This window comes from Oribacterium sp. oral taxon 078 str. F0262, assembly GCF_000160135.1.
In the GTDB taxonomy this organism is placed as follows: domain Bacteria; phylum Bacillota; class Clostridia; order Lachnospirales; family Lachnospiraceae; genus Oribacterium.
The window spans coordinates 162,698-183,396 of record NZ_GG729936.1 but is presented as its reverse complement, the minus strand read 5'-3'; the positions used below and the strand labels follow the sequence as shown (position 1 = coordinate 183,396).

Here is a 20,699-nt window from a genome sequence, read left to right as displayed (position 1 = left end):
TTTGAGAGAAAGAGGTAAATAGGGCTGAGGTGGAAGTGCTGCAAAGCATGCAGCTGACAGCTACTAATCGGTCGAGGGCTTATCCATAGTCGGAGAGATGTCAAAAAGGATTGCAATCTGCGGTTTTGAAGGCACGAGCCTTCACAGGGGACTGTGAATGGCCCGGTGGTTCAGATGGTTAGAGCGCCGCCCTGTCACGGCGGAGGTCGTCGGTTTGACTTTCAGTTTGAAAAATCGCCGGTCATGCCGATATAGCTCAATTGGCAGAGCAACTGATTTGTAATCAGTAGGTTTTCGGTTCAAGTCCGAATATCGGCTGAGACCTGAGCGTTTCGCTTAGGTCTTATATTTATTATAGCGCCGCTGATTCCGGCACGGGCGCAGATTATTTTCAGGGAACTGTAGCTCAGCTGGTCAGAGCAGTCGGCTCATAACCGATCGGTCCACGGTTCAAATCCGTGCGGTTCCACGAGGGAGAAGGACAAGGCAGATTGCCTTGTCTTCTTTTATTCCTATATTGCGATATTTCATTTTATTTTTTTGTTAGCAGTCTGTATTGAAGAGTGCTGATGAAGATGCTATAATGGATCGGCAAGAATCTTATGGAGTCTCTTTTACATTGTTACATTACATTGTGCTGGAGAAAATAAAGGAGCAGAGGATATGGCAGAAAAGGGAAGTCTTTCGATCAACAGTGAAAATATTTTTCCGATCATCAAGAAGTGGATGTACAGCGATCAGGATATCTTTGTCCGGGAGCAGATCTCAAATGCGTCGGATGCGGTGACGAAGCTTGAGAAGCTTTCGCTGATCGGGGAGTGGAAGAAGCCGGAGGGATACCGCGGGCGGATCGATGTGATTGTCGATTCGGAGAAAAAGACGATCAGCTTCCGGGACAACGGCATCGGGATGACAAAGGAGGAGATTGAGAAATATATCAATCAGATCGCGTTTTCCGGGGCGACGGATTTTATCGAGAAATATAAGGATAAGGCGAATGAGGAGCAGATCATAGGGCATTTCGGTCTGGGATTTTATTCCGCCTTCATGGTGGCGGATCTCGTAGAGATCGAGACGTTGTCCTACCGGGAGGGTGCGAAGCCGGTGCACTGGAGCTGCAGCGGCGGCACGGAATATGAGATCCGGGAGGGAGAGCGGAAGGAGAACGGGACGAGCGTCATCCTGCATTTGAATGAGGACTGCTTAAAGTATGCGAATGAGTGGGAAATCCGCACGGTGCTCGAGAAGTACTGCTCCTTCATGCCGGTAGAGATTTATCTCACGAAGCTTCCGAAGGATGCGGTGACGATCCCGGCCGCGGAGAAGCAGGACGGAGATGTGGTGCTGGAGGAGATCCCGGAGAAGACGGAAAAGGATGCGGACGGGAAGGAGAAGAAGCTTGAGGCGAAGCTTCGGATCGAGAAGCGGCCGGAGCTTGTCAATGAGATTCATCCGCTCTGGGGGAAGAATCCCTCGGACTGCACGAAGGAGGAGTATCTCGACTTTTACCGGAAGGTCTTCCACGATTACAGGGAGCCCCTTTTCTGGATCCACCTCAACATGGATTATCCCTATAATCTGAAGGGGATCCTCTATTTTCCGAAGATCAATACCGAGTATGAGTCCATCGAGGGGACGATCAAGCTCTATAATAATCAGGTCTTTATCGCGGATAATATCAAGGAGGTCATCCCGGAGTATCTGCTTCTCCTAAAGGGGGCGATCGACTGCCCGGATCTTCCGCTCAATGTCTCCCGCTCTCAGCTTCAGAATGACGGCTTCGTGAAGAAGATCTCCGATTACATCACAAAGAAGGTGGCGGACAAGCTCTCCGGCATGTGCAAGACGGAGCGGGAGAGCTACGAAAAGTACTGGGATGACATCGCTCCCTTTATCAAGTACGGCTGTCTCAGGGATCAGAAGTTCTGCGAGAGGATGACGAACTATATCCTCTTTAAGGATATCGACGATAAATACCTGCTGCTTCCGGAGTGCCTGGATATAAGCGCTGCGAAGGATGCAGAAGCTGCGGGAGGATCGGAAAAGGGAGAAGACGAAAAGATCCCGCCGGAGGAAAAGAGCGGGGAGAGGGAAGAGGCAGCAAAGTCGGAAGCGGAGAAGGAGGTGAAGGAGGCCGAAGCAGGGGAAGAGAAGAGCGAAGGCGAAAAGGAGGAGAGCAAGGAGAAAAAGCCCTCGAAGGAAGAGGGCAGCGCGAAGTCCGGGGAAGAGGATGCGGCTTCTTCGGAGGGGGAGAAGAAGGATAAGACGATCTTCTATGTCACGGATCCTCTGCAGCAGAGCCAGTACATCGCGATGTTCCGGCAGGCCGGGAAGGATGCGGTGCTTCTCACGGAGAGGATCGATCAGCCCTTTATCACAGAGCTCGAGGCGAAAAATCCCGGCATTCATTTTAAGAGAATCGATGCGGACCTGGAATCCGAGTTCGGGACCGAGCTCACAGAGAGCGAGGAGAAGGAGCTTTCGGAGAAGGCGGCGGAGCTCGAAAAGAGCTTCCGCGAAAGCCTGAAGAAGGAGAAGCTTCGGCTCAAGCTGCAAAAGATGAATTCCCCGAAGACGGCGGCCTTCCTCTCGATCTCCGAGGAGGGGCGCAGGATGAATGATATGATGCGGATGTATGCGATGCAGGGCATGTCCATGGGGGAGATGCCGGTGGAGGAGACGCTCCTTTTAAATGCGGAGCATCCGCTGGTCAAGCATCTCCTTTCCGTCCGGGATACAGAAGACGGAAAGCTCATCGAGAAGCAGCTCTATGACCTCGCAAAGCTGCAGCAGGCTCCGCTCTCCGCTTCGGAGATGGCGGATTTCATCGAGAGAAGCAATTCGCTCCTTCTCCGCATAAAGAGCTGATCCGGTGCCGCATCGGATTTCGCTCTCTTCCTCTCCGCTGAGAAAAAGGGAAGCTTGACGGAGGACCCCGCCCTCTCCTATAATGAATGAGGTTTCGTCGGTTCAGCCTGATCGGGAGGTTCGGATGGGGATTTCAGAGGGACTTTCGGGAGAGAGGGGGGATTCTGAAGCCCCCGTCATTGGGGCGGACCGCAGTGTGATAAAAAGGGACAGCTTAAGCTGTCCCTTTTTCTGTGGGGAAACGCTCATCACAGTCTTTCGGTCCGGAAAGGAGTGCGGATGAAGAGGGTTGCAGTCATCATGGGGAGCGATTCGGATCTCCCTGTCGTAGAGAAGGGGATTACGCTTTTGCAGAGCTTCGAGATTCCCTTCTCTGTTCATGTGTATTCGGCGCACAGAACGCCGGAGGAGGCCTGCCGCTTTGCGAAGCGGGCGAGAGAGGAGGGCTACGGCGTCTTGATCTGTGCTGCGGGGATGGCGGCGCATCTTGCGGGAGTGATGGCGGCGAACACGACGCTCCCCGTCATAGGTCTTCCCTGCAGTGCGAAGCTGCTGGAGGGGAGAGATGCGCTTCTCTCCACCGTCATGATGCCGCCCGGAATTCCCGTCGCAGCAGTGGGGATCGATGCGGCAAAGAATGCGGCTCTTCTTGCGATAGAGATACTCGCGGTGACGGAGGAGAGCCTCGCAAAAAAGCTCCGGGAGGAGCGGGAGCGGAACAGGGAGAAGGTCCTGGAGCGTGACCGGGAGCTTTCCGGGAGATACCAGGGATAGGGGGAAAGAGAGATGAAGAGCTGCAGCGAGTCTTACCGCAGAGCCGGTGTGGATATCACGGCGGGCTACCGCGCGGTGGAGCTGATGAAGCAATACATAGCGCGCACGATGACGGAGAATGTGCTCTCCGGACTCGGCGGCTTCGGCGGGCTCTTTGAGCTCCCGGAGGGATTAAAAAAGCCGGTGCTTGTGGCGGGGACCGACGGGGTGGGGACGAAGCTGAAGCTCTCCTTTTTGCTTAAGCGCTATGACACGGTGGGGATTGACTGCGTCGCGATGTGTGTCAATGATGTCATATGCTGCGGCGCAAGACCGCTTTTTTTCCTGGATTACATCGCCTGCGGGAAGAATGTGCCGGAGCGGATCGCGGAGCTCGTGAAGGGCGTATCGGAGGGCTGCGTGCAGGCGGGATCCTCGCTGATCGGGGGCGAGACGGCGGAGATGCCGGGCTTCTACCCGGAGGATGAGTATGATCTTGCGGGCTTTTCCGTCGGGATCGTGGAAAAGGGCAGGATCATCGACGGGAGAGGGGTGCGGGAGGGGGACCGCTTGATCGCTCTTCCGAGCAGCGGTGTGCACAGCAATGGCTTTTCTCTCATCCGGAAGGTCTTTGATCTCGATCGGATCTCGAAGGAGGAAGCGGAGGAGCCGCTTGCGCTTCTGGGGGGAAGGAGCCTCGGGGAGAGCCTGCTTCTTCCGACCAGGATCTATGTCAAACCGCTTCTCTCCCTCATGGAAAGAGTGGAGCTCAAGGGACTGAGCCATATCACGGGAGGCGGCTTCTATGAGAATATTCCCCGCTCCATACCGGACGGGCTCGGTGCGCGGATCCGGAAAAGGGATGTCAGGGTGCTCCCGATCTTCCGGCTGATCGAGGAGCGCGGAGAGATCCCGGAAAGGGATATGTACAATACCTTCAATATGGGAGTCGGGATGACGCTTATTGTATCCCGGGAGCAGGAGGAGAAGGCCCTTTCACTCCTTCTCGGTATGGGTCTTTCCGCCTATTCGCTGGGAGAAATCGTGAGTTCCCGGGAAAAATTGCTTTTGGAATAGAGCTTATGCAGGACGCCGTTTTCAAGACGGATATTTCGGGAGACTTTGTCCTTTGCCGGGCTTTATCTGCTCGGTATAAGAAGGAGGGAGGAGGCGGGATGGAGCACTTTGAGAGGAAGGGGATCGGAGAGGCGCTCTTTGGGCTCCCCTATCCGGGGAGGGGAATTTTGCTTGGGATGGGAGAGAACGGAAGGGATCTTTTCCTCTCCTATTTTATCATGGGGCGCTCGGAGAACTCGAGAAACCGGGTCTTTCGGGAGGAGGGGGAGGAGCTCAGGATCGATCCGGCCTGTCCGGAAAGGCTTTCGGATCCCTCCCTCGTTCTCTATTCGCCGCTTCGAAGCGTGTCCGGGAGACTCATCGTCGCAAACGGCGACCAGAGCGATACGATTCATGACTTTCTGGAGGCGGGAAAGAGCTTTGAGGAGGCGCTTTTTACGAGGAGCTTCGAGCCGGACAGGCCAAATGATACGCCGCGGATCTCCGGCATTATGGACCTTCTCGGGAGAAATTACACGCTCTCCATCCTGAAGGCGGAGAGCCCGGGAAGCGGGAACTGTGCGAGATATTTCTATCACTACGCCTTTGAGCCGGGGCTTGGGCATCTCATCCATACCTATCAGGGGAGGGGCGGCCCTCTTCCGAGCTTTCAGGGGGAGCCGAGGCCGGTCCTGATCCGGGAGAGGACGGCGGAGGAGCTCGCTGGACTGATCTGGCGAAGCCTCGATCCGGAGAATCGAATCTCCCTCTATGTCAGGCGGATCGACCGGGAGAGCGGGGAGAAGGAGAATGCGCTGATCAATCGCTTTCTGTGTACTTAGCTCTGCACTGAGATAGGGAGAGACGGCGGTTTTGAGAGCGCCGCTTTCATTCAGCGGCTCTTTGGGAGAGAAGGGATGAGGCATCCCCGATGGGATGAGGAAGAGAGAAGATGAAGGAATACGAATTGAAATACGGCTGTAATCCGACGCAGAGGCCCGCGAGACTTTTCATGCCGGAGGGGGATGGAGGAGCGCGGGACTTTCCCTTTGAGATTTTGAACGGGCGGCCGGGCTATATCAATTTTTTGGATGCGCTTAACGCCTGGCAGCTTGTGCGTGAGCTTAGGGCTTCGTCGGGTCTTCCCGCTGCGGCGTCCTTTAAGCATGTGAGTCCCGCGGGAGCGGCGGTCGGGAGGGTCCTCCCCGAGAAGCTGAAGAGGGCTGTCTTCTCGGAGGATATCGAAGGGCTCGATGAGAGCCTTCAGGCCTCTGCCTATGCGAGAGCGCGGGGCTGCGACAGAGTATCCAGCTACGGCGATTTCGCGGCGCTCTCCGACTGCTGCGATCTCACGACGGCGCGCCTTTTGCAAAGGGAGGTCTCGGACGGGGTCATCGCGCCGGATTTTACGGAGGAGGCACTCGCTCTCCTCAGGAAAAAGAAGGGGGGAAGCTATAATATCCTTAGGATGGATACCTCTTATATCCCCGACGCTCTGGAGAGAAGGCAGGTCTTTGGCATAGGCTTTGAGCAGCTCAGGGACTCTGCCGCTCTGACGAGAGAAGGTCTCTCTAAAATCGTTTCCCGGGAGAAGGCGCTCCCCGAAGAGGCCGTACTGGATCTCACGACTGCGCTCATCGCCGCAAAATATACGCAGTCGAATTCTGTCTGCTATGCTCTGGACGGGCAGACGATCGGGGTGGGGGCGGGACAGCAGTCCAGGATCCACTGCACGAGACTTGCCGGGGAGAAGGCGGAGCTTTGGTTTCTCAGGCAGTCCGAGAGGGTCCTGGATCTCCCCTTCCTCCCCGGGATACGGAGAGCCGAGCGGGACAACTGCGTCGACGCCTATCTCTCCCGGGACTCCCGGGAGCTTCTCGCGGAGGGGGAGTGGCAGAAGCACTTTTCTTTCCGCCCGGAGCCCTTCACAGAGGAGGAAAAGCGGGACCGCCTCCGCTCCCTTCGCGGGGTCTCTCTGGCCTCTGACGCCTTCTTTCCCTTCGGGGACAATGTGAAACGGGCCGCAAAGTCCGGCGTCTCCTATATCGCGGAGCCCGGCGGCTCTGTCCGGGATGAGAATGTCATCGAAGAAGCGGACAGACACGGCATGGTTTTGATCTTTACGGGGAGAAGACTCTTCCATCACTGAGATTCACTGAGATTTTTCCGCTTCTCTGCGCTTTTGTCGGGGAAGCCGGGAGAGAGGAGGACTGCCGTTTGGAGGGAGAGCTTCCTTAAGAGAACTGCCCTGAAGGGAAGTCGGCTGCTGTCCCCCGGGCGGAGCCGGTCCCGGGCTTCGAAAGGGCGAAGCGCCGCATAGAAGGAAGCTGCGAAAGGACAGGGAAGAGGCGGAGGTCATTACGGCTCTGAGAGGGAGGATCCTGTGGAGTCTGGCTTTTAGGGAGAGGGAAGCCCTGGAGGAGGGGAGAAGCATGAAAAGAGGAAGGACACGGATCGCCGTGCTGGTCTCCGGAGGGGGGACGAATTTGCAGGCCCTGATCGACGCCTCCCGGAGTGGGGAGATTCCGGACGGGGAGCTTTGCCTGGTCATCGCCTCCCGGCCGGGGATTCCCGCCCTGGAGCGGGCGAGAGCGGCGGGGATTCCCGCTCTCACGATCGTGAGGGATGAGGAGGAGATGATCCGCAGCTTGAAGGGAGCGGGGATCTCACTCATCGTGCTGGCCGGTTTTCTTACGATTCTCTCGGAACGCTTCCTCTCCTGCTTCCGGGATCGGATCATCAATGTCCATCCCTCCCTGATTCCGAGCTTTTGCGGAAGGGGCTTCTATGGGCTCAGGGTCCATGAGGCGGCGCTTAAGAGAGGGGTGAAGCTGACGGGGGCGACGGTTCATCTTGTAAACGAGATCCCGGACGGAGGCCGCATTCTTTTTCAGAGGGCTGTAGAGGTCCTGGAGGGGGACAGTCCGAAGAGCCTGCAGCGCCGCGTCATGGAGGAAGCGGAATGGAAGCTGCTTCCGATCGCGGTACAGCTTATGAGCCGGGAGATTTCGGAGAGGGAAAGCGAGGAGAGGGAATGAAGATAGGAGTCATCGGATCCGGTGGGAGAGAGCATGCGATTCTGAGGGCACTTTGGAGGAGCCCGGACTGCGAAAAGCTCTATGCGATTCCGGGGAACGGGGGGATGAGTGAGGCGGAGACCGTGCCCGGGCTGAAGGCCTCGGACCTCGATGGAATCGTGAAATTTTCCAGGGAGAAGGAGCTCGACTATGTGGTCGTCTCTCCGGATGAGCCGCTGGTTTTGGGGCTGGTGGACCGCTTGATGGAGGCTGGAATTCCCGCCTTCGGACCGTCCCGCTCGGCCGCTCTTTTGGAGGGCTCCAAGGTCTTTGCAAAGGAATTTATGAAAAGGCACGGAATTCCGAGCGCAGACTACCGGGTCTTCTCTGAACTTTCGGAGGCGGAAAAATACATCGAAGACTGTGAGCTTCCGATCGTCATCAAGGCGGACGGCCTCGCGCTGGGAAAGGGCGTCATAATCGCAAAGAGCAGGGAGGAGGCGAGGATCGGGCTTTGGAGCATCATGGGAGAGAAGAAATTCGGACATTCCGGGGACCGCGTCGTGGTGGAGGAGTACCTGGAGGGGCCGGAGGTCTCCGTTCTCAGCTTCACAGACGGGGAGAGGATCGTTCCCATGCTCTCCTCCATGGATCATAAGAGGGCACTGGACGGGGATCTGGGACCGAACACCGGGGGCATGGGCGTGATCGCACCGAATCCCTGCTATACGGAGGAGATCGCGGGAGAATGCATGGAGAGGATCCTGCTCCCGACGATACGCGGGATGAAGGAGGAGGGCAGGATCTTCCGCGGCTGTCTCTATTTCGGGCTTATGCTGAGCAGGAAGGGGCCGAAGGTGATCGAGTACAACTGCCGCTTCGGAGATCCGGAGGCTCAGGCCGTGCTTCCGCTCCTCCGCTCCGATCTCCTTCCGATCCTGCTGTCCTGCACAAGAGGAGGACTTTCGGAGGAGCTGGTTCGCTGGAAGGCGGGCCATAGCTGCTGTGTGATCCTCGCGTCCGATGGATATCCGGGGGCCTTTGAGAGCGGGTATGAAATCACGGGGACGAAGCTCTGCCGGGAGGTCTATATGGCGGGGGTTGAGAGGAAGGAGGGAAGGCTTTTCAGCAGCGGAGGAAGGGTGCTCGGCGTCGTCGGGACGGGGGAGAGCCTTCCCGAGGCGATAGAGAGCGCTTACCGGGATGTGGAGAAGGTTTACTTCAAGAATATGCGTTATCGGCGGGACATCGGAGCGAGAGCGCTCCGCCTGATGGGAGGGGAAGATGGTATATAGAATCTATGTAGAGAAGAGGCCGGGACTTCGAAGCGAGGCGGAGGCCGTATATCACGACATGAAGAGCAGTCTTCCTCTTGAAAACCTGAAGGGACTTCGACTTCTTCAGCGCTACGATGTAGAGGGGCTGGATGAGGAAGACTTTCAGAGGGCGGTGAGACTGCTTCTCTCGGAGCCTCCGCTCGATGAGAGCTGTCAGGAGCTTCCGGACTGGGGGACGGAGCGGATTTTTGTGGAATATCTTCCGGGCCAATATGATCAGAGGGCGGATTCCGCGGAGCAGTGCCTTCAGATCCTCCTCGGGGGAGAGAGACCGAGAGTCCGGAGCGCGAAGGTCTATCTTCTGGACGGGGAGCTCACGGAGGAGGAGCTTTCGTGCATCCGGCGCTGCCTCATCAACCCCATTGAGGCGAGGGAGGCCTCGGAGGAGCTCCCTGAGACGCTTAGGCGGAGGCTCAGTCCGCCGGAGGATGTGAGAGTGCTCAGCGGTTTTTCGGAGGCGGGAGAAGAGAGACTCCGGGAGCTTCGGCAGGAGCTCTCCCTCGCGATGGATCTCGAGGATCTTCGCTTTTGCAGAGAATATTTCCGCACTGAGGGAAGGGATCCAAGCCTTACGGAGCTTCGGATGATCGATACCTACTGGTCGGATCACTGCCGCCACACGACCTTCCTCACGATGATAGAGGGCGCGGAGCTCGGGGATCCGCAGCTTAAGAGGGCCTGGGAGCGTTACCTCCATGCGAGAGAGGAGCTCAAGAGGGAGGCTCCCGCAAGCCTTATGGACCTTGCGACGATCGCAGCGAGGCTGCTCCGAAAGGAGGGGAAGCTGGAGGGGCTTTCGGAGTCCGAGGAGATCAATGCCTGCACGGTCCGGACGAAGATTAAGACGGAAGAGGGGGAGGAGGACTACTATCTCCTTTTCAAAAATGAGACGCATAATCATCCGACGGAGATCGAGCCCTTCGGAGGAGCCGCAACCTGTATCGGGGGCGCGATCCGGGATCCGCTCTCGGGAAGAGGCTATGTCTATCAGGCGATGCGGCTCAGCGGGGCCGCGGACCCCGTTTGTCCCGTGCAGGACAGTCTCCCCGGGAAGCTTCCGCAGCGAAAGATCGTCACCGCTGCGGCCCGCGGCTTCTCCTCTTACGGAAATCAGGTCGGCATCGCGACGGGGATCGTCGAGGAGCTCTACCATCCGGGCTATGCGGCGAAGCGGATGGAGATCGGGGCGGTGCTCGCTGCGGTGCCGGTGAAGAATGTGAGGAGAGAGCGCCCTCTGCCCGGGGATCTCGTCCTTCTTCTCGGCGGGAGGACCGGGAGAGACGGCATAGGGGGAGCGACCGGCTCCTCGAAGGCCCATAGCTCGAATTCCCTTTCGGACTGCGGCGCGGAGGTGCAGAAGGGAAATGCACCGGAGGAAAGGAAGCTGCAGCGCTTCTTCCGAAATCCCGCGGCGAGCCGTCTCATCAAGCGCTGCAACGACTTCGGTGCCGGAGGGATTTCCGTCGCGGTGGGAGAGCTTGCGGACGGGCTGGACATCGACCTCGACCGGGTCCCCAGGAAATACGAGGGACTGGACGGGACAGAGCTTGCGATCTCCGAATCCCAGGAGCGAATGGCCGTCGTGATCGCCCCGGAGGATGAGGCGGAAATCCTTTCGCTCGCGGAAAAGGAGAATCTCGAGGCCGCGAGAGTGGCCCGCGTCACGGAAAAGAGGCGGCTCAGAATGTACTGGAGAGGGAACTGCATTCTCGACCTGTCCCGCGACTTCCTAAGCAGTAATGGGGCGAAAAAAAGGATCTCCATTGAGAGCGGGCGGGGAGAGAGCATCTCCCGAAGGGTGGAGGGGAGCTTCCGGGAGCGTCTCCTCTCCCTTTCAGAGGATCTGAACAGCTGCTCTCACCAGGGACTTTCCGAGGAGTTTGACTCGACGATCGGAGGAGGGACCATCCTGCTTCCCTTCGGGGGAAAATATCAGAGGACGCCGATCCAGGCGATGGCGGCGAGGATCCCCGTCCGAAGGGGACGAAGCGATACGGTCTCCCTCATGGCCTTTGGCGGGAATCCCTATGTCACGGAGAAAAATCCCTACCGGGGAGGATACCTCTCGGTCGTGGAATCCGTCTCGAAGCTGATCGCCGCAGGGGCGGAATTTTCCGAGATCTATCTCAGTCTCCAGGAGTATTTCGGAAAGCCGGGAGAGGTGAAAAGCCGCTGGGGAGCGCCGCTCGGGGCCTTGCTCGGGGCCTTCTCCGCACAGCTCGATCTCGGTGTCGCGGCGATCGGCGGGAAGGATTCGATGTCAGGAAGCTTTGAGAAGCTGGATGTGCCTCCCACATTGATCTCCTTTGCCGTGACGACGGGAGAGGCGGGAGAGATTCTGAGCCCGGAGTACAAGGAGGCGGGTCACAGGGTCCTCTGGCTCCGCCCGGAATACAGGGAGGAGCTTCCGGAGACCAAGAGTCTCCTCCGGATCTTCTCCCTCCTCCAAAGCTGGAGGCGGGAGGGCCGCCTTGCCTCCCTCTATACTCCCGGCTTCGGCGGGATCTCCGAGGCGGTCATGAAGCAGTGCATGGGAAATGGCTTCGGCTTTCGCTTTGCGGAGAGCCTCTCCCTGGAGGATCTCTTCGGCTATCAATACGCCTCTTTCCTCCTGGAGCTCAGAGAGGAGGCGGATCTTTCGCTTCTCTACCAGGAGGCGCAGGCCCTGGAGGGAGTCATTCTCGCAGATCTTGGCACGGTGCTTCCGGAGAGAGAGTATCGCTATCAATCGGAAAGTGTCAGTGCGGACGAGCTCCTCTCTCTCTATGAGGGAAGACTGGAGGAGATCTTTCCGCTTCGAACTGTTCCGGGGGAAAAGACAGACCTAGGGGAGAGAGAGAAGAAAGATCCCAGGCTCCCGGATCATCGGGAGGAGCTCTGGGGAGCTCCCGCCGTCCCGGTATCCAGGCCAAAGGTTCTGATTCCGGTCTTCCCGGGGACGAACTGCGAGTACGACTCCGAGAGAGCCTGTCTTACGGCCGGGCTGGATCCGGAGATTCTGGTGATTCGAAATCTCACGGGGGACGCGATCGCGGAGTCTCTCTGGGAGGCATCGGAGAGACTCCGGGAAGCTCAGATCCTCTTTCTCCCCGGGGGATTTTCGGGAGGAGATGAGCCGGAGGGCTCCGCGAAGCTCATTACCTCCTTCTTCCGAAATGAACGGATGAGAGAGAGCACGGCGGAGCTTCTGGAGAAGCGGGACGGTCTGATTCTCGGTATCTGCAATGGCTTTCAGGCCTTGATCAAGCTGGGCCTTCTCCCCTATGGGGAGATCCGGGACAGCGATGTCCACAGTCCGACGCTGAGCTTTAATACGATCGGAAGGCATCAGTCAAAGATCGTGAGAACCAGGCTGTGCTCCAATCTGAGCCCCTGGCTCATGAATGCGGAAGTCGGCTCCGTCTATGAGGTCGCGGTCTCCCACGGAGAGGGGAGATTTCTCTGCGAAGAGGAGCTTCTCCGGAAGCTCTCGGAAAACGGACAGATCGCGACGCAGTATGCGGATTTTGAGGGGAGAGCCAGCATGGCGCTCTTTGACAATCCGAACGGCTCCGACTATGCGGTCGAGGGAATCTGTTCCCCGGACGGGAGAATCTTCGGGAAGATGGGGCATGTGGAGCGCTGGCAGCCGGGGAATTTCAAGAATGCAGCCGGAAACTATGACATGGCGCTCTTCCGTTCCGCGAAGGAATACTTCGAACTTTAAAGCATCAAAGTGTCCGGAATCTTAGGAAATCAGATTTCAAAGGCGGGAGTCTCCCCCTCTTCCTCCCGTCGCAGGAGGAGCCTTTCCACGGCGTCGTCCTCTCCCTCTAAGCGGAAGAGGCAGCCCCCCTCATAGCCGCATACGCCGCCCGCCGCGACGAGCTCCGCGTCCAGCCCGAAGAGATCCCGGAAGGCATCCAGCTCCGTATAGCCGAGCCCCGGTCCCTGGAGCATGCGGAGACCGCTCGGGCTCTCCTGATTCAGGAGGGCGCAGAGCATCGGGATCGGGAGATCCACCCTTTTTTCCACACCGACGGGATGGATGAGGCGGGTCCTTCTTCCGACTGCGGCGCTGAGGATCGGAATCATCGTGCCGCCCTCCGGGCTCTGGATCAGAATGCCGACATCCCGGGAGCTCAGCTGGACGGCATTTCCTCCCTTCAGAATGAGGTCCTCCGCTCCGAGAGAGGGCGCGATATCGAAGATGCTCTTTTCCGGGAGCAGCTCGCCCTTTCGCAGGATAAAATCATACCTTTGCCGCGGGGCGGAGGGCTTTACGGACTTTGGTAGGAGAAGCCCCCGGTAAAAGCCCTTTTCCTCAAAAGGAAGTCCGAGCCTCCTCGCGAGCGCGGAGGCGAAATAGGTATTTGTGCTCCCCATGACGACGGCCAAAGTATGCTCCTTTGCCGCAAGAAGAATATCCTCCCGCCCGGAAAGAGCGTCTCCAATCAGCTTTTTCCCGGCGGAGGGACTGAGATAAACCTGAACTGCTTTCATATCTATGACTCCTTTCCTGTGCTGCCGCCCTGCGGACCGGTCGATTCATAAACAGTCCGTCTGCCGCCCCGGCGGAGGGACTTTCCGTGCCGCAGCGATGATTCCCCGCATGGCTTCGCTGCTTCGCAGCTTTCGCCCTGCTCCTTTTCATTCGCAGTCCCGCGGCGCAGAGCACCGCTTCCTGCTCATGAAAGGGCGTGTCATAAAGTCCTCTCTCCGCTCCCGTGCAAGGCACGTCGCGGCGGAGGGACTTTCGACACTGGAATCATCATAGCCCTTTCTTCTTGGATATGCCAGGTGAATTTCCTTTAATTCACTGGCAGGGGGCCGCGGGACTATGCTATAGTTATCGGGAAGGGAGGAAAAGAGATGAAATCCAAGTGGAATGTTTTGTCTTATTTTGTGATCGTGGTCGGCATCGTCCTGGCCTTTGCGCTCGGGCTTTGGTCGAGGCAGTCCGGAAGGCCTGTAATACCGAAGACGGCGCTCAGAGGAGAGGGGAGTGCGAAGGGAAACAACGGGGAGCTGAAGGTTTCCATCTCCGCCGATCAGGAGAGGATCTATGAGCTTCGGGTGCTTGAAAATCAGGAGACGCCGGGAATCGGCGATAAGGCAATCGAGCAGATCCCTCCAAAGATCATAGAGGCTCAGAGTCTTCAGGTCGATGCGGTATCCGGCGCGACCGTGACCTCGAAGGCGATTATAGAGGCGGCGAAGCAGGCGCTCGAGAACGCGGGCATCGATCCCTCTGTCTTTGAGCGCGCGCCCTCCGCCTCCGCGGAGAAGGCAGAGGATCAGGAGCTCACGGCGGACATCGTGGTGATCGGGGCCGGCGGAGCGGGCATGATTGCCTCGATTCAGGCGGCGGATGCCGGACGGACGGTTGTCCTCCTGGAGAGCCAGAGCATGCCCGGTGGGAATTCCGTCAGGGCAACGGGCGGCATGAATGCGGCACATACGAAGTGGCAGGATGAGAATTCCTTTGATGAGGCCGCCGGGGTAGAGAAAACGCTGAAGACCGCTTCCGAGAAATATGCGGACAATCCGGAAATTTCCGCGCTGGCCAAGACTGTGGCGGAGCAGTGGAATCGGTATCAGGCGGCGCCGGAGGGCTATTTCGATTCCGCAGAGCTCATGGAGCTTGACACGATGATTGGAGGGAAGGGACTCAATCAGGCGGCGCTTGTGAAGACGCTTGCGGAAAAGAGTCCGGACGCGATCGATTATCTGGATTCCCTGGGAGCATCCCTGCACAGCGTCGCCTCTTTCGGCGGGGCTTCCGTAAAGCGGATTCACCGGCCGGTCAATGCGGAGGGTAAGACCACGGCGGTCGGCGCCTACCTTGTGCCGATCCTCGAGGAGAATCTGAAAAAGCGTTCCGACAAAATCACAAGTCTCTATAATACGACGGCGGACCGCATCCTGACGGAGAACGGCAGGATGAGCGGGGTTCATGCGGTAGGAGAGGACGGGCACAATGTGACGGTGCACGCAAGGGCCGTTGTCATTGCCAGCGGAGGCTTCGGAGCGAATCTCGAGATGGTGGAGAAATACCGCCCGGAATTAAAGGGATATAAGAGCACCAACGCGAACGGCGCACAGGGTCAGGGTATCGAGATGGGGGAGGCCGTCGGAGCGGCGACCGTGGATATGGATCAGATCCAGATTCATCCGACCGTCACGGCAGAGGACGCGCATCTCATCACGGAGGGACTTCGCGGAGACGGAGCGATCCTTGTCAATACAGAGGGAAAGCGCTTTACCGATGAGGTCGGTACGAGAGACGCGGTCTCCAAGGCGGAGATCGAGCAGCCCGGAGGCTGTGCCTGGCTCATCATGGATCAGAAGATGGTGGACCGCTCCGCTGTGATTCAGGGCTACATTAAGTCCGGCTTCACGGTGCAGGGGGAGAGCTATGAGGCGCTCGCCTCGGCCATGGGGACGAATCCGGAGACGCTGAAGGGAACGATGGAGGACTGGAACAAAGCCGTTCAGGAAAAGAATGATCCGTCCTTTGGGCGAACGAGCTTTGCGGAGCCGCTGGACAGTGCCCCCTATTATGCGATCAAAGTGACGCCGGGGATCCATCACACCATGGGCGGTCTTAAGATCAATACGGACACAGAGGTACTGGATTCTTCGGATGCGGCACTTCCCGGGCTGTATGCGGCAGGCGAGGTCACAGGGGGCGTGCACGGCGCGAACCGGCTCGGAGGAAACGCGGTCACGGATTTCACGGTCTTTGGTAAGATCGCGGGAGAGAAGGCCGCGGACTACAGTGAAAGTGCGGGCTGAGAAGAATTACAATCCGCTCCTCTTAGGGAGGCATCTCCTATGCTTTTTACGGCGGCCAAAGGGAGTTTTCCGAAAGACAGATGGCCGCTGTATGGGCGATTGTTCCCTTTGAAGGAAAAGGACCAAGAGATGCGGCCGGGCTTTTCGGGGGATTCCACCGAGGCCCGGCGGGCCTTGTTTTCGTTTGGAGGTCTGTGAGCGAATTTTTCAGATGTGACCCGGGCGCCCCTTTTCCGGTGATATAGAGAAGAAGAGAAATTTGCGCCGGAAGCTTTCCGGCAGAGCATGCTTTCCGGATCAGCGGAAAAAGGGAGGAGCTTATGAAGAAAGAGAGAAATGCATTTCGAAAAATGAGAAGAAGGAGGAAGGGGCTTTTGCTTTTTATGGCACTTCTTCTCCTCAGTCTGAGCGCCTGCGGGCATGTTTCGAGAGCCCGGCGCTCTTCGGATTCGAGCTATGACGTAATCAGCTCCTCAGCCGAGGGAAGCGGCCTTCGGAAGGAGGCAGCAGCGGGAGACAGCTCCGCGGGAGGGATGGGATCTGCCGCTTCAGAGAAGATTCTCGCGGAAGAGACAGGGGCGTCCTCGGAGGGAGAGAGGACAGAGCTTCCCGCCGCCGATCCGGACAGGATCTCGGAGGGGCGGAAGCTTATCCGGGATGTGAGTCTTAGCTTCGAGAGCAGTGATCTTATATCCTTTACAGACAAGCTCCGGAATAAGGCAGCGGAGCTCTCGGGATATGTCGAGAGAGAGGATATCGGGGAGGAGGACCGCTTTTCGAAAAGAGGGACGGCTTCCCTCACGATTCGGATCCCGACGGAGAAGCTCGACACTTTCCTCGCCTTTTCGGAGGGGGAGGCGAAGCTTCTCAGAAAGAGTGAGAGCGCGAGGGATATCACGCTGGAATATCACGATATTGAGGCGAAGAAAAGAGCGCTCGAGGTCGAGCAGGAGAGGCTTTTAGAGCTTGTCGCAAAGGCGGAGTCCATGGATGCCATTATCAGCCTGGAGCAAAGACTCTCCGATATCCGCTATCAGCTGGATTCCATGAGCTCCAGCCTCCGGCTCTATGACAATCAGGTTCAGTATTCCACCGTCGAGATCTATGTCTCGGAGCGGAGCATCCCGAGCAGCAGTCAAAAAGACAGCTTCTCTGTCCGCCTTCGCACAGGCCTTTTGGAAAATCTGGACAATATCCGGGAAAATGGTGTAGAGCTGCTCCTGGGCTTCCTCATTTTGCTGCCGCAGCTCCTCTTTCTCGTACTCTTAATCCTGCTGCTTCTCTTTATGGTGAAGAGGATCCGGCGGAGAGCAGGAAAGAGGAAAGCGGCCTCCCCGGATCAAAGCGGCAGGATGAAGTCCGGAATTCCTCCTGAGCAGTCGAAAAAAATAGAGTCCGGAGAGAAGAAGCCCGGAGAAATTCCGGGAGAGGAAAAGAAAGTCGGGGATGGAAAATAGGGATTTCGGAGTCAAAGCTCCCGCCGCTTCCCTACCCAAAAGTCCCGCTGCCTTTTGCCGCCGCAGCCAAAGACAATGTGATCCTCCGAGAGGACATATGCGGAGTGAAGAAAAGCAGCGGGACCTCGCGCAGAGCCCTATCCCGCGCTCTCTTTTACCTGGTAGATCGCCTTTTGCACTGCGGGGACTGCGAGCAGCAGCAGGGTCAGGATAAATTCGGTCCCGATATAGGAAATATTGTACTCTGCGGAGTAGAGGATGGGGGCGACACCCTCCGGGGCATAGCTTCCGAAGAAGAGATAGCCGGAGAGAAAGGCGAAGACGAAGCGGCCCAGCGCAGCCGCAGAGTAGCCCAGGAGGAGGGCATGCTTTTTCTTCGAGAAGAAGCCGGAGAAGCCGAGTGCGCCGAAGGCGAAGAGGTAATCCACGGCGACCTGCGCCGGGCTGTAGATCTCAGGCTTTAGGATGAAGTGGAGAAGTCCGTAGGCGACGGCGGAGGAGATGCCGTAGAAGGGGCCGAAGAAAAAGCCCGGGAGAGCGGCGAAGAGCATGGAGGCTGGAGTGATAGAGCCCCCCATGGGCATACTGAAGAGCCGGATCTGGCTCATCACGGTGGCGAGCGCGATACACAGCGCGCAGTAGACCAGCTTTTTGATATCCTTTGACATGAAAAAACCTCCTTTTCAACGCGATTTGCGTCAGGAGGGGCACGAAAAAAACTGCTTCCCTACGCCGGCATTACCCGGATCAGGTATAAGGGTCGATTCGAAGCTCGAATCCTCTCAGCATACAGCGCCCCCAGCAACAATACAGGGATATTATAGGAAAAGAGAGAGGATCTGTCAAAAGTTTATGACAGATCCTCTCTGCATAAGTCCCTGTCGGCACTGTGTCGGCACAGCGGGAGCTCCGGCAAAGCGGAGCAGCGTGTTTATGGCTATGGCGGCGCTGTTGACTTTTTTATCAGGCAAAACCTTAATGCTCTTATCAGGCAAAGCCTGTAAGGGGCTTTACTGGATGCCGGCGGCTTCCTTTGCGATGCGGTCCGCCAGCTCGTTAAAGAGGACGCCGCTGTGGGCCGGGACCTTTCGGAAGGAGATTGCAATCTCCTTCCGTTTTTCTTTTATGAAATCCCGATAAGCTATAGTCCCCTTCTTATTGCATTTCCATTGACCGTCCGCCCAGGCCTCAATCCCCATATAGTCATAAAAAATCGTGAGAGAGGAGAGGCCGTGCCGAATTCCCTCGAGGACGGCCCGCATGGAGCCGAGGATCTCTCCGGAGACATTCCGCATCACAGCGAGCTCCGGATCACTGCCGCTTCCCTGAAAATACGAAAGCTCTCCGCTTCGCTCCAGCAGGATCGCGCCGTAGGCATAGACTCCGGAAAGCGCGTTATAGCTTCCGTCCACATAGGCGATGGCCGAAGAGTCTATCCCGGAAAATTCCGCCTTCACCTCCTCCGCACTGGGAGTGAGGGAAGGAGTTTTCTTCTTCCCGGGGGACGGCACTTTCCGGGAAGAGGAAGGAGCCGGAGCCCCGGATTTCTTCTCATAGCCGTCCGAGAGGAGGAAGCGTTCCGCCTCCTCCCTTGTCCTGAACTTTTTATATACCGCGCCGCTCACAGCCTCTACTGCCTGCGAGCAGGATGCCCAGTCGCTGTAGATCCCCGGCTTCTTTCCTTTTTGTACCGCGTAGTACCATTTCATAAAGACCTTCTCCTGCTTCCTGTCATTCTGCCCTTCATTCACATTCCCGCATTGCTGATTTGCCGGTTTTCGCCAAGGAGAGCTGCCGCCCTGCCGAATGGTCGATCCATAAGCAGGGCGTCTGCCGCCCCGGCGCTTAGCGATTTGGGTTTTTAAATCGCTTACGCGCCGCTGGCCGCGGCAGTCGAAGCGAGAGCGTCCTGCGTTGGAGCGGCCATTCGGCAGAAAAGGCGGCAGAAAAGGCGGCAGAAAAGGCGGCAGAAAAGGCGGCAGAAAAGGCAGAAAAGACAGCAAAAGGCGGCAATGTTTTCTCATTCATAAAGTCCTGCATCCACTCCCGTGCAAGCACTGCCCTCCGCTGCGGTATGTAATGATTCCCGCATGGCTTCGCTGCGGTGCAGCTTGCGCCATGCTGCCTTCATTCGCATTCCCGCGCTGCTTCGCATCGCTGCATGCTCATGAAGGGGGCGTGCCATAAAGTCCTGCATCCACTCCCGTGCAAGCACCGCCCTCCGCCGTGGTATTGTAATGATTCCCGCATGGCTTCGCTGCGGTGCAGCTCGCGCCATGCTGCCTTCATTCGCATTCCCGCGCCGCTTCGCATCGCTTCATGCTCATGAAGGGGGCGTGCCATAAAGTCCTGCATCCACTCCCGTGCAAGCACGTCGTGGATGCCGACTTTCGGCACTGGAATCATTATACCACGCTTTACTTTCGAGCAGGAGTGGCTTGTATTTCTTCGTATTGTTTGCTTTGCTGGACAGAGCCTTTGCTCTGAACTATACTGTAGGCACTGCGTGGGGCTTATAGCTTCTGCGCTGTTTTGCCATGGCCGCGGCATTTCTGTGACGATGACAGGCATTCGGAAGCTGCTTTTCTGAGCGGCCGGAGAGAAAAGGCGGCGGGGAATATAGAGGAAAGAGGAAAAAGAGGGAATGGGAAGGGAAATCAAAGCGCTTTTATTTGATCTGGACGGTACTCTGGTCAATACCATCTACAGCCTGCAGGACAGCATCAATAAAGCAATGAAGCATTTTGGTCTTCAGGAGCTCACAGAAGCGGAGACGAAGAAGGCCGTGGGAAACGGCTATCATCTTTTCGTGGAGAGGGCGATAAAAAAGACGGCTTCCTTTTATTATCAGGAGGCGGAGAAATGGGAGGACAGGGACCCGGATAAGGCGCTTTCCTTTGATCAGAAGGCGGATGAAATCATGGGTCTCTATGATGAGGTCTGCGAGTATTACATCTCTGTCTTTCAGAATAACTGCCTCTACCGGGCGGAGGCCTATCCCGGCATGAAGGAGAGCCTCGGGATTTTGAGGGGGGAGGGGATAAAACTTGCCTGTGTGACGAATAAATCGCTTCGCGAGGCGGGAAAGGTGCTGGATCATGTCTTCGGAGAGAATTATTTTGACTATCTTTCCGCAGATGATGGGACGCATCCTCTGAAGCCGGACAGTGCGCTTGTCCGGGATTGCTGTGAGCATCTCGGCGTTTTGCTGTCGGAGGCGGTATTTGTCGGAGACACGAAGACCGATATGGAGACCGCGAAAAGAGCGGGAATTCCGGGGATCGGCTGCGTCTACGGCTTTCGAGGCCGGGAGGAGCTCCTGGACTACGGCGCAGACATTTGCATTGAGAATGCCGAGGCGCTTCCGGACGCGGTGGAGACGCTCCGGGGCTGATGCTTTCTTGACAAGGCGCTGCGGCGAGCCTATAATCAGC

The 20,699-nt window shown here is 57.4% G+C and carries 16 protein-coding genes, 3 tRNA genes, 1 rRNA gene and 1 riboswitch; of the genes, 16 read left to right on the top strand and 4 right to left on the bottom strand.

Translation table 11 applies throughout. From position 1 onward, the window contains the following. The 13 genes from GCWU000341_RS13800 to GCWU000341_RS10880 all read left to right on the top strand — a co-directional run. Positions 1 to 87 (top strand): 23S ribosomal RNA (locus tag GCWU000341_RS13800); the annotation flags it as partial. A gap of 76 nt (positions 88 to 163) precedes the next feature. Then, a tRNA-Asp gene (locus tag GCWU000341_RS13650) sits at positions 164 to 250 on the top strand. Then, positions 246 to 318, top strand: a tRNA-Thr gene (locus GCWU000341_RS10930). The genes GCWU000341_RS13650 and GCWU000341_RS10930 overlap by 5 nt, the downstream gene beginning before the upstream one ends. A 77-nt stretch (positions 319 to 395) precedes the next feature. Further along, positions 396 to 469, top strand: a tRNA-Ile gene (locus tag GCWU000341_RS10925). A 194-nt stretch (positions 470 to 663) separates the two neighbouring features. Then, complete coding sequence (gene htpG / locus GCWU000341_RS10920) at positions 664 to 2,868, top strand: molecular chaperone HtpG (protein ID WP_009216079.1); 2,205 nt, start codon at positions 664 to 666, stop codon at positions 2,866 to 2,868. A gap of 124 nt (positions 2,869 to 2,992) precedes the next feature. Next, on the top strand, positions 2,993 to 3,151 hold the full coding sequence (locus GCWU000341_RS13645; protein ID WP_009216078.1) for a hypothetical protein: 159 nt from the start codon (positions 2,993 to 2,995) through the stop codon (positions 3,149 to 3,151). Then, positions 3,148 to 3,642 carry a 5-(carboxyamino)imidazole ribonucleotide mutase gene (purE, locus tag GCWU000341_RS10915; protein ID WP_009216077.1) on the top strand — a complete coding sequence of 165 codons (495 nt, stop codon included), beginning with the start codon at positions 3,148 to 3,150 and terminating at the stop codon, positions 3,640 to 3,642. Before GCWU000341_RS13645 ends, purE begins: the two co-directional genes overlap by 4 nt. Positions 3,643 to 3,654: 12 nt before the next feature. After that, positions 3,655 to 4,698: a phosphoribosylformylglycinamidine cyclo-ligase gene (gene purM / locus GCWU000341_RS10910; RefSeq protein WP_009216076.1), complete on the top strand. Its 1,044-nt coding sequence runs from the start codon at positions 3,655 to 3,657 to the stop codon at positions 4,696 to 4,698. 98 nt (positions 4,699 to 4,796) lie between these two features. Beyond that, positions 4,797 to 5,519: an IMP cyclohydrolase gene (locus GCWU000341_RS10905; RefSeq protein WP_040654293.1), complete on the top strand. Its 723-nt coding sequence runs from the start codon at positions 4,797 to 4,799 to the stop codon at positions 5,517 to 5,519. Between the two features lie 110 nt (positions 5,520 to 5,629). Further along, on the top strand, positions 5,630 to 6,826 hold the full coding sequence (locus GCWU000341_RS10900; protein WP_009216074.1) for a phosphoribosylaminoimidazolecarboxamide formyltransferase: 1,197 nt from the start codon (positions 5,630 to 5,632) through the stop codon (positions 6,824 to 6,826). 283 nt (positions 6,827 to 7,109) lie between these two features. Beyond that, positions 7,110 to 7,715 carry a phosphoribosylglycinamide formyltransferase gene (purN, locus tag GCWU000341_RS10890; protein WP_009216072.1) on the top strand — a complete coding sequence of 202 codons (606 nt, stop codon included), beginning with the start codon at positions 7,110 to 7,112 and terminating at the stop codon, positions 7,713 to 7,715. Beyond that, positions 7,712 to 8,989, top strand: coding sequence for a phosphoribosylamine--glycine ligase (gene purD / locus GCWU000341_RS10885; protein WP_009216071.1), 1,278 nt, complete (start codon positions 7,712 to 7,714; stop codon positions 8,987 to 8,989). The genes purN and purD overlap by 4 nt, the downstream gene beginning before the upstream one ends. Further along, positions 8,979 to 12,737: a phosphoribosylformylglycinamidine synthase gene (locus tag GCWU000341_RS10880; RefSeq protein ID WP_009216070.1), complete on the top strand. Its 3,759-nt coding sequence runs from the start codon at positions 8,979 to 8,981 to the stop codon at positions 12,735 to 12,737. The genes purD and GCWU000341_RS10880 overlap by 11 nt, the downstream gene beginning before the upstream one ends. Before the next feature lie 29 nt (positions 12,738 to 12,766). Here the strand turns inward: GCWU000341_RS10880 and GCWU000341_RS10875 are convergent, their stop codons facing one another. After that, the gene (locus tag GCWU000341_RS10875) at positions 12,767 to 13,513 is read right to left on the bottom strand and encodes a hypothetical protein (RefSeq protein WP_009216069.1); all 747 of its coding nucleotides are present in this window, start codon (positions 13,511 to 13,513) and stop codon (positions 12,767 to 12,769) included. A gap of 369 nt (positions 13,514 to 13,882) precedes the next feature. Here GCWU000341_RS10875 and GCWU000341_RS10870 point away from each other — a divergent pair, with 369 nt between their 5' ends. Together GCWU000341_RS10870 and GCWU000341_RS10865 are read left to right on the top strand one after the other, a co-directional pair. Continuing rightward, on the top strand, positions 13,883 to 15,808 hold the full coding sequence (locus GCWU000341_RS10870; RefSeq protein ID WP_009216067.1) for a flavocytochrome c: 1,926 nt from the start codon (positions 13,883 to 13,885) through the stop codon (positions 15,806 to 15,808). A gap of 320 nt (positions 15,809 to 16,128) precedes the next feature. Next, on the top strand, positions 16,129 to 17,265 hold the full coding sequence (locus GCWU000341_RS10865; RefSeq protein ID WP_009216065.1) for a DUF4349 domain-containing protein: 1,137 nt from the start codon (positions 16,129 to 16,131) through the stop codon (positions 17,263 to 17,265). 137 nt (positions 17,266 to 17,402) lie between these two features. Here the strand turns inward: GCWU000341_RS10865 and GCWU000341_RS10860 are convergent, their stop codons facing one another. The 3 genes from GCWU000341_RS10860 to GCWU000341_RS13640 form a co-directional block, all read right to left on the bottom strand. Then, on the bottom strand, positions 17,403 to 17,933 hold the full coding sequence (locus tag GCWU000341_RS10860) for an energy-coupled thiamine transporter ThiT (RefSeq protein ID WP_009216064.1): 531 nt from the start codon (positions 17,931 to 17,933) through the stop codon (positions 17,403 to 17,405). Between the two features lie 39 nt (positions 17,934 to 17,972). Then, a riboswitch (TPP riboswitch) is annotated at positions 17,973 to 18,075 on the bottom strand. A gap of 200 nt (positions 18,076 to 18,275) precedes the next feature. Continuing rightward, a complete protein-coding gene (locus GCWU000341_RS10855; protein ID WP_040654222.1) occupies positions 18,276 to 18,974 on the bottom strand; it encodes a ribonuclease H family protein in 699 nt (232 codons plus the stop codon). A gap of 136 nt (positions 18,975 to 19,110) precedes the next feature. Further along, positions 19,111 to 19,293, bottom strand: coding sequence for a hypothetical protein (locus tag GCWU000341_RS13640; RefSeq protein WP_155812851.1), 183 nt, complete (start codon positions 19,291 to 19,293; stop codon positions 19,111 to 19,113). A 616-nt stretch (positions 19,294 to 19,909) separates the two neighbouring features. Here GCWU000341_RS13640 and GCWU000341_RS10850 point away from each other — a divergent pair. After that, entirely contained in the window at positions 19,910 to 20,659 is a 750-nt protein-coding gene (locus tag GCWU000341_RS10850) for an HAD family hydrolase (protein WP_009216061.1), read from the top strand. Positions 20,660 to 20,699 lie beyond the last annotated feature (40 nt).

What these genes read in the sequence shown, in the direction of transcription:
- htpG (WP_009216079.1), top strand. Translation starts at nt 664, where the DNA reads ATGGCAGAAAAGGGAAGTCTTTCGATCAACAGTGAAAATATTTTTCCG.
- GCWU000341_RS13645 (WP_009216078.1), top strand. Translation starts at nt 2,993, where the DNA reads ATGGGGATTTCAGAGGGACTTTCGGGAGAGAGGGGGGATTCTGAAGCC.
- purE (WP_009216077.1), top strand. Translation starts at nt 3,148, where the DNA reads ATGAAGAGGGTTGCAGTCATCATGGGGAGCGATTCGGATCTCCCTGTC.
- purM (WP_009216076.1), top strand. Translation starts at nt 3,655, where the DNA reads ATGAAGAGCTGCAGCGAGTCTTACCGCAGAGCCGGTGTGGATATCACG.
- GCWU000341_RS10905 (WP_040654293.1), top strand. Translation starts at nt 4,797, where the DNA reads ATGGAGCACTTTGAGAGGAAGGGGATCGGAGAGGCGCTCTTTGGGCTC.
- GCWU000341_RS10900 (WP_009216074.1), top strand. Translation starts at nt 5,630, where the DNA reads ATGAAGGAATACGAATTGAAATACGGCTGTAATCCGACGCAGAGGCCC.
- purN (WP_009216072.1), top strand. Translation starts at nt 7,110, where the DNA reads ATGAAAAGAGGAAGGACACGGATCGCCGTGCTGGTCTCCGGAGGGGGG.
- purD (WP_009216071.1), top strand. Translation starts at nt 7,712, where the DNA reads ATGAAGATAGGAGTCATCGGATCCGGTGGGAGAGAGCATGCGATTCTG.
- GCWU000341_RS10880 (WP_009216070.1), top strand. Translation starts at nt 8,979, where the DNA reads ATGGTATATAGAATCTATGTAGAGAAGAGGCCGGGACTTCGAAGCGAG.
- GCWU000341_RS10875 (WP_009216069.1), bottom strand. Translation starts at nt 13,513, where the DNA reads ATGAAAGCAGTTCAGGTTTATCTCAGTCCCTCCGCCGGGAAAAAGCTG.
- GCWU000341_RS10870 (WP_009216067.1), top strand. Translation starts at nt 13,883, where the DNA reads ATGAAATCCAAGTGGAATGTTTTGTCTTATTTTGTGATCGTGGTCGGC.
- GCWU000341_RS10865 (WP_009216065.1), top strand. Translation starts at nt 16,129, where the DNA reads ATGAAGAAAGAGAGAAATGCATTTCGAAAAATGAGAAGAAGGAGGAAG.
- GCWU000341_RS10860 (WP_009216064.1), bottom strand. Translation starts at nt 17,933, where the DNA reads ATGTCAAAGGATATCAAAAAGCTGGTCTACTGCGCGCTGTGTATCGCG.
- GCWU000341_RS10855 (WP_040654222.1), bottom strand. Translation starts at nt 18,974, where the DNA reads ATGAAATGGTACTACGCGGTACAAAAAGGAAAGAAGCCGGGGATCTAC.
- GCWU000341_RS13640 (WP_155812851.1), bottom strand. Translation starts at nt 19,293, where the DNA reads ATGAATGAGAAAACATTGCCGCCTTTTGCTGTCTTTTCTGCCTTTTCT.
- GCWU000341_RS10850 (WP_009216061.1), top strand. Translation starts at nt 19,910, where the DNA reads ATGGGAAGGGAAATCAAAGCGCTTTTATTTGATCTGGACGGTACTCTG.